The organism is Halomonas llamarensis (assembly GCF_023555005.1).
GTDB classification, from domain to species: Bacteria; Pseudomonadota; Gammaproteobacteria; order Pseudomonadales; family Halomonadaceae; genus Vreelandella; species Vreelandella llamarensis.
Genome location: NZ_JAMJPJ010000052.1, coordinates 1 through 7,788 on the forward strand (window position 1 = coordinate 1; position 7,788 = coordinate 7,788).

Genomic DNA, 7,788 nt, shown 5'->3' on the forward strand with positions numbered 1-7,788 from the left:
AGCTAGCCCCGGCGCTCAAGCAAACCAACGACGCCGTGCGCCAGGCGATTGAAGAGCAGTACCAGGAAAGCCTGGGCCGTGCCCCAGACACAGCGGGAATCGATTACTGGTTTAACCAGGTCGCATCAGGATCAGCGACGCTGGAACGTGCGCTTTCCGCGATTGCTGCCAGTTCTGAGGCCGCCGAAAACGCAGCCGGTGGCGCTGCAAACTCTATCAAGGATATGGCCGACGCCCTACGCGAACGTGACGCGTTAGATCGACAACTACTGCAAGCGCAGGGAAACACTGCAGCGCTCCGGCAGCGTGAAATTGATGCTCTAAAAGAGGTGGAAGGCTGGGAGGAAGCGGGCCTTGTTTCGACCCAAAAACGAATTTGGGCGATTCAAGACGAAATGGCCGCTGCTGAGAAAGCCGCCCAAGTGCAGCAGGAAACAATCCGTCAGTCGCTGAATCTGATTGACCGCATTGATAGGGCTCGTGAGAGCCAGCTGAATGCTGAGCTGAGCGCTATCGAGACCCTGTCAAGTTTGTACGATTCACTACAGCTTTCTAGCCAGTCGATTCTAAGCCCGATGGAGCGCATGAACGAAGCGCAGCGCCAGTTCGCTGCGCTGCAAGTTCGCGCCGAAAGCGGCGACACCACAGCAGTTGGAGAGCTGCAAGGCGCGTCAACCGCTTACTTGGACACTGTTGCCGCCTATTACGGTCAGTCATCCGAGCAATACGCCCGCGTGTTCCGTGATGTAAACGACTCAGTCCAGGATCTGGAACATCAGTTTGAGGGCTCTGTTAGCGAGCTTGAATCCATCGGCAGCATACTTGACCGCGCATCGCGTGATGCGCTCACGTCTCACAGAGAGACGATGGGGTCGCTCGGCGACCTATTAGACGGTATGGATTGGCTGCCCGGTGCGTTGGGTACTGAATTACAGACGCTGATCGACAGCATGAACAACGGCACAACAACCGGTGGATCAAGTTCGGGCGGTGGTATAGCAGGAGGTGGATCGAGCTCGGGTGGTCAGTCAAGTAGTGGCGGCGGAAGTGGCGGAAGTATGGCTGATCACTTAGGCGCCAATACTGAGCCTTACGAGCCGGTGGGCAGCAAAGAGGAAGCCATTCTTAAGTACCTACAAGCGTCCCCAAAAGGCGAGGTCACTAGCTCTGACTTCCTTGATCATATGTGGGAGCTGCGGCTCGGAAATACAGTTTCCCCGTTTGGTGAAGGCAAGTTGCTACAAACATACAGAAACACGATGGCGAAAAGTGATGATTCCTCATTACCCGCGTTCGCCACCGGCGCGTGGTCTTTACCGACTGACAAGCTAGCTATGTTGCATGCAAACGAGATGGTCGTGCCCTCCCGCGAAGGTATAGCAGATGAGTTTCGCCGCTACGCTGCTGGCGACTATCAGGCAGAGTTAATGGCTGAAATCAGTGACATCAAGCGGTCACTGCCTGTGCCAAATTTGCCGCCTATATCGAGTGGCATGGACACCAGCCCAGCCGCTTCCACGCCAGCCATCAACCTCGAACCGCTGACGCGTGAGTTTGCCGCCCTCCGCCTAGAAGTGGCACAGCTGCGCAGTGAGCGCCGCAATGATGCCGCAAGCGCGGCGACCCAGCGCGGCAAGCAACTTCGCGAACAACAAAAAACCAATCGCAACACGAAAACCAAGGTGCCGACGCTATGACCGACGCTCAGTACGCTAATTGGCTGGCGGATCTGTCAGCACCGCGCATTGTATTGTGTGAGCTGGACTATGCAGGTGGCACTGAGTATGTGTCGACGCACCCCTATATCAGCCAACCCACGGATAGCGCCCCTAACCGGGTATACGACGACTTGTTGATGGAGGCCGTCGACATTGAAACGCGAATCGACGGTCTCATCTCGTTTGGCGAGATAACACTGGTGGATGATGGCGAGATCACCCACTGGGTGGATCGCGCCTGGCAGGGGCATGGCATCCGCCTATATCTAGGTGGGCCTGACTGGAGCCGGGATGATTTCCGACTGCATGCTATTGGCATCAATGGCGGGATCATGTCAGCCCGACGTGGTGAGATCGCTTTCGAGATGACGGATCAGTCTGCCGTATTTGATGAGCCAATCGACACCGGCTCCCTCCCCGACGATGCGGGGCCGGTGCCACTAGCGCTAGGGTCGGTTTACAACGCTCCAGCCTATCGCACTAGCGACGGCACGCAATACGAATACAAGGCGTCGTATCTGCCATGTGTATCGCTCACGCCAAAGGAAGGCGGCTCAACGACGCTTAACGTAACCAATCACCCCAGCGAGGGGCGGTTCGTGCTTGATGCGCCGGTGCTGCTTGATCTAACAGTCGACATTAAAGAACAGCACAACACGCCGACCAAAATTGCCGAGTGGGTAGCTGATTACTACGGCAAGGAAGTCGCTGAAATAAGCCTGCCTGATTACACCGTTTGCTTGTACTACAACGGCGAGGTGAACGGTCGTCAGATTCTCGCCGCACTTCCGGGGTATTGGTATTTCGACCGTCTGGATCGTCTGGTTGTCCGGCAGCATGCGATCCCGACCAGTGCTGATGTGACGCTGTTCGACGATGACATCGAGTACGACCAGATCGCGCTCTCCGAAACCCAGCCTCCGTGGAAATCCCTAACACTAAACTGGGGGCGTAATTATGCCCCGCTAAGCCAAGTGGCGGGCGCGGTCGAAGACGAAAACGCAACCGAAGCGGCGCGCTTAAGGCGCGAATGGAGCGAATCGAAAGCCGAGCAATCACTACCTGATTACCCGTTAGCGGAAGACGTCACCCGTGAAAGCTGCATTGCTGAGGCGACCGATGCAGCTACCGAGCGCGACAGACTGCTTGCTATCCGGTCGGTGAGGCGGGACGTGTACAGCATCGACGCGTTTATGCCAGTGGTTGAAGTCGGTCAGTCGATAGCCGTCGAACATCCACGGCTAGCAAGAAAGCTGGGCCGGATCATCTCTGTTTCACGCTCGCCCACACGGGGCACCACCAGCATTGAGGTATGGGTATGAGCAATATGCGCCTAATCATCGATAACGTGCATGACAGCGCAACGCTAACAGCTACCAGTGAAGCGTTGCCAGTGGCCTACACACAACGTAGCGGGCGCGCATACCCGTGGCGCTCGGCTGATACGGGTACCCAGGTAATTGAGGCCACGTTAATGGGCCCCCAATATCTCGATACCGGGGTGCTTTATCGTCACAATCTTTCGGCGTCAGCGACCGTGCAGATGGAGTTTTTGTACGACGCTGATGTTGTACGCGACACCGGGGTTCAGTCAGCGGCTGAGTTGATCCCGCCGCCGCTGTTACGGCTCGGCATTGACCCATGGGGCGCGAGCTATAACGACAAAATACCCGTCGCTGTGCAGCCTTACTGGATCACACCAACTTTCGCGACAGGCTACCGCATTACGATCAACGACCCAGCCAACCCTGATGGGTATATCCAGGTCGGGCGCGTGATTGCGGGTCTGTCGTTCTCACCACGCTACAACTTTAGCTACGGCGTGAAGCTGGAATGGGTAGAGCAGGTGGAGCATCGCCGGACAGAAGGCGGTTCGCTGCGCTCCATCGGTGAAGGGCTGGCACGCCGTCTGACCCTAGAACTGAACTACTTACCCGAGGCCGATCGCACAACGCTCACGACGGAGTTGGTAAAGCGCGGCAAAGGCGCTGACATCTTTATCAGCTTGTACCCCGAGCAAGGCGGCATCAAGGAGATCGAGCACACGTTCCTCGCCCGCCGAGATACCAGCTACGCGCACACTCATGACTTTTACAACAACTGGCAATCCAGCTTGCCGTTTCTAGAGGTGTAACTGATGGCAGACTTTCCCACTATCGACTTTGGCCCTTATGAATGGGCCACGCTGGATAAGAACTACATCGTCAAATGGAACGGTCAGCTGGTTGCGCTGAATGAGCTGCAAGCCAATATTGCCGCGTTCGGCCAGGCAGTCGAAGCCGATAAACAAGTGGCTGTCGACAGCGCTCAGTTGGCTAGTGATAAGGCTCAGCAAGCCGGACAAGACGCGCTCTCAACAGCTGCGGATGTAGTACTAACGGGACAGAACCGGGTAGCAACAGGTGAAGACCTTGTAGCCACCGGACAGGATAAAGACGCGGCTGAGCAAGCCGCTAACACGGCGGTTCAGAAAGCACAGGAAACCGGACTTGACCGCACCCAAACGGGCATAGATCGCGCCGCCGCTGCGGATTCCGCCCAAGCAGCAGGCCAAAGCGAAAACAACGCCGCCTCTGCGCTTGCCGACTTCCTAAAACGCTACCTTGGCCCGCACGAAACACCACCTACAACTGACAACGAAGGCAGTCCGTTACTAGTTGGCGCACTGTACCTTAGCACCGCCGAAGGCGATGAGGGCATGCGCCACTGGACCGGAGCAGAGTGGGTCAACGCATACGCCACGATTGATGGGCTGACTTGGGCGGATGTTAGCGGCAAGCCTAGCCTGGGCACATCTGCGGCTAAAGACGTAGCAGAAACCGGAAATGCCACAGCGGATGAAGTCGTGAAAGGCAGCGACACTCGGTTGGCTGATGCACGTACGCCAACGGCGCACAACCACAGCGCAACTCAAATTACGTCAGGTACGTTAAACGGTGCGCGCCTGCCTAATGCCACAAGCTCAAGCCTCGGCGGCATTAAAGTGCGCTTAAACGGTACCACGGCATATATAACAAGCAACGGGAGTAATGCCTGATGACGTTAATGCTTAATGGGGTCGAGGTAAACGACGTATGGCTTAACGGCATACAAGCTAATGAATTATCTTTAGACGAGGTAGTTATATGGAAACGATTCCCCGACGTAGTAGAAGATTTCGATAACTGGCAAACAAAGTGGCTAGCAGCATACGGAAGCGTACAAAACGGGCCATACGATTTTCGTATGGGACAATCCTCAAAAATCGAAAGCGGCGCTTTTGATCTTTCCTCTTACACACGGGTTAAATATAGAGTACGACCTACGGGAGGGGGGACTCCCTCTTTAATTTTCAGCGTCTATATCGATGGGGGTAGGGTAGTTGGGACCTACAACAGCGGTGCTAGTAACGAACAATGGTACGAAGGTTCTGGTTATTTTTCAGGGACTAATGGTTCTTTGATAGAGATATTAAATGAAGGAAATGCTGTAGCCCTAGATTGGTTAATTTTTGAGAGTTAAGAAGGGTGGTAAATGAAAATTACATGGGAAGACAGAAAAAATAGCGGTCGTATAGACGATCATGTATTTACTGAGAAGCCACCGCTTAGTTTTAAATACGCCTGGTTTCTAGTCACAGGCGACACCGCTCAATTCGTCGAAAGTCACGAAAAAGGGTACTACAACAAAGACATGAGCGGCGAACAGCGCGAGGAAGTTATCGCGTTCTATCAAGCTTGGACACCGCCCGCGCCACCGGAACCTCAGCCTTTACCAGAACCCGAGTATTTCACTTACAAAACCGACATCTGGACACGCTGCACAGAAGACGAAGCCGAAACGCTGGATGCAGCCCTAAGTTCAGCGCCTGCAAAACAGAGACGCATGTGGGATGACTCGCTGAGCGTTGAACATTCAAGCGACTACTACACGCTCTTGCGCGGGCAAATGGAAAGCGTTTTCGGCGCAGCGCGCACCGCCGAAATGCTCGCGCCGTCCAACTGATTTTAGAAGAGGAGTGACCACCTAAGGTGCTGTAACACCAAAGGTGGCCACCAACAAGCAGATCAAGCCTGCAAGTCGGCCAAGACTCCCCTGCCTAGCTAGGCAATGGCAGTCTAAGCCAAACGTTAGAACGTTAGAAGGCTTGACATAGTGTTAATAGAAATCCGTTGTAAACAGTGTAACCGCAAGCTGGCAAACGTCAGCGACTATCAGTTCATCGAAATAAAGTGCCCGCGTTGCAGGCACGTAAACCAGCAGAGAGCCACGAGCTCCAAACCCTTAAAGGAGATGCCTCGTGGCTACCCCAATCATTCCCTGGATGGGCGGCAAGCGCCGCCTCGCTGATCGTATCTTTCCGCTGATGCCGCCGCACCAGTGCTACGTAGAGCCCTTCGCAGGAGGGGCCGCGCTGTTCTTCCTGCGCCCATCGCCAGCCGAAGTAGAGGTGCTGAATGACGTCAACGGCGACCTAGTCAATCTTTACCGCGTGGTGCAGAACCACTTGGAGGAGTTCGTCAGGCAGTTCAAATGGGCCCTATCAAGCCGTCAGGTGTTCGAGTGGCTCAAGATGACACGGCCCGAAACACTCACAGATATCCAGCGTGCAGCCCGGTTCTATTACTTGCAGCAGAACGCCTTCGGAGCCCGCATCGAAGGCCAAACCTTCGGTACGGCGACTACCACGCCACCGGGGCTTAATCTGCTGCGGCTGGAAGAGACGCTCTCGGCGGCTCACCTTCGCTTATCAAGTACCTTTATAGAGCACCTAAGCTGGCAGAACTGCATTGAACGCTATGACCGTCCGCACACCCTTTTCTATATGGACCCACCCTACTGGCAGACAGAAGGATATGGGGTACCCTTTGGCATAGAGCAGTACGAAGAAATGGCGAGTATGCTGGCCAAGCTCAAGGGCAAAGCCATCATCAGCCTCAACGACCACCCAGACATCCGCCGGATCTTCGCGGACTACCACATCGAAACCACCGACATCCGCTACACCGTCGGCGGCGGCAAAGGCTCAGACGCCAAAGAGGTGCTGATCTTCAGCTGGGATGTGGACGCAGAGCCAGCGGGGTTGTTTTAAGCAAAGGTTTATTATCAAGTCTAAGTGCGCATAAGGTACATATACACAAAATAATGCTTAGGGAGCCATTATGGATACCGCTTATTGTAAGTTGGATGGAGTGACCTATTACATCGCAAGCTTTGCTTCTTTACCCCAACGCGAAATACAGGAAAAGAGGCGACATCTCCTTTGTCCAGACCCAAAGTGTGGATGGCAAGCCTACTTCAAGCGGGCGGCATCAAGTGGTCAGGGAGCTTGTTTTGGTGCAAGGCCTCATGCTCCAAATTGTAGCCTTGCCGCTCCTATCAGCGAAAGCGGGCCGGGAAGCAATGAAACAAAAGATATTCTCCGTAACCCTATGGACCATATCGTTATTGATACAGCCTTTGGGGCCCATGGAAGTCTTCACATAGATGGTGAAGATGAGGCTCCTGGAGCACCTAGAGGAGGACGGTTCACAGGTGATGGCCCGAGAGGCCCCGCAAAAATGAACAGGCGCCTTCGACCACTTCTCAAAAGCTTAATTAGTTCAGAACAATTCCGCCGCTCTTCTTCCGTGATTGAGCTTCCCCAATATCTTAGCCTGCCCGTGAATCAGTTTTTTGTGCACTTTGATGATGCTGGCCCGGAACACGAAAACAGGTTCCATGGTTTCTGGGGGCTTGTTTTCGATACAGGTATGTCTTACAGCGGCGCATTCTGGCTAAATACCGGCGAATATGACGAGCTAAGCGTTATGATACCTGCCCATCTCTACGACGACTTTAAGAAAAGATTCGGCTTTCAGCTCGATTATGAGCTGGAGGGGATGCACGTTTTGGTACTGGGCCGTCTACGAGCAGCGCAAAGTGGAAAGCAGTACATAGAACTAGAAGACTTAAGTATGTGCGCGCTATGTGATGATTGATAGGCATCCACCTAGTAATGCCAAATCCATCGCGAAAACGGAAACTTAAGTACGTCATAAACGGTGCCAAATACGGCACAAGGAAGTGCCAAATCCATCGCGCGTTTACA

At 54.2% G+C, this 7,788-nt stretch carries 9 protein-coding genes; all 9 read left to right on the top strand.

Going from position 1 to position 7,788, the window contains the following annotated elements; all coding sequences use genetic code 11:
• Positions 1-1,697 (top strand): DUF4214 domain-containing protein (locus M8006_RS17090; protein ID WP_250084327.1); only part of this gene is annotated, 1,697 nt, incomplete at its 5' end.
• A complete protein-coding gene (locus M8006_RS17095; protein ID WP_250084331.1) occupies positions 1,694-3,040 on the top strand; it encodes a hypothetical protein in 1,347 nt (448 codons plus the stop codon). The genes M8006_RS17090 and M8006_RS17095, both read left to right, overlap by 4 nt.
• Positions 3,037-3,852 (top strand): hypothetical protein, encoded by an 816-nt coding sequence (locus M8006_RS17100; protein ID WP_250084333.1) that lies wholly within the window; start codon positions 3,037-3,039, stop codon positions 3,850-3,852. Before M8006_RS17095 ends, M8006_RS17100 begins: the two co-directional genes overlap by 4 nt.
• 3 nt (positions 3,853-3,855) lie before the next feature.
• Positions 3,856-4,755, top strand: a complete 900-nt coding sequence (locus M8006_RS17105; RefSeq protein WP_250084335.1) for a hypothetical protein — start codon at positions 3,856-3,858, stop codon at positions 4,753-4,755.
• A complete protein-coding gene (locus M8006_RS17110; RefSeq protein WP_250084337.1) occupies positions 4,755-5,219 on the top strand; it encodes a hypothetical protein in 465 nt (154 codons plus the stop codon). Before M8006_RS17105 ends, M8006_RS17110 begins: the two co-directional genes overlap by 1 nt.
• 12 nt (positions 5,220-5,231) lie before the next feature.
• Positions 5,232-5,702, top strand: coding sequence for a hypothetical protein (locus M8006_RS17115; RefSeq protein ID WP_250084339.1), 471 nt, complete (start codon positions 5,232-5,234; stop codon positions 5,700-5,702).
• 150 nt (positions 5,703-5,852) lie between these two features.
• Positions 5,853-6,047, top strand: coding sequence for a Com family DNA-binding transcriptional regulator (locus M8006_RS18480; RefSeq protein ID WP_430886847.1), 195 nt, complete (start codon positions 5,853-5,855; stop codon positions 6,045-6,047).
• Complete coding sequence (locus M8006_RS17120) at positions 5,998-6,789, top strand: DNA adenine methylase (protein WP_250084341.1); 792 nt, start codon at positions 5,998-6,000, stop codon at positions 6,787-6,789. Before M8006_RS18480 ends, M8006_RS17120 begins: the two co-directional genes overlap by 50 nt.
• A gap of 70 nt (positions 6,790-6,859) precedes the next feature.
• Entirely contained in the window at positions 6,860-7,678 is an 819-nt protein-coding gene (locus tag M8006_RS17125) for a hypothetical protein (RefSeq protein ID WP_250084343.1), read from the top strand.
• The last annotated feature ends 110 nt before the right edge of the window (positions 7,679-7,788 follow it).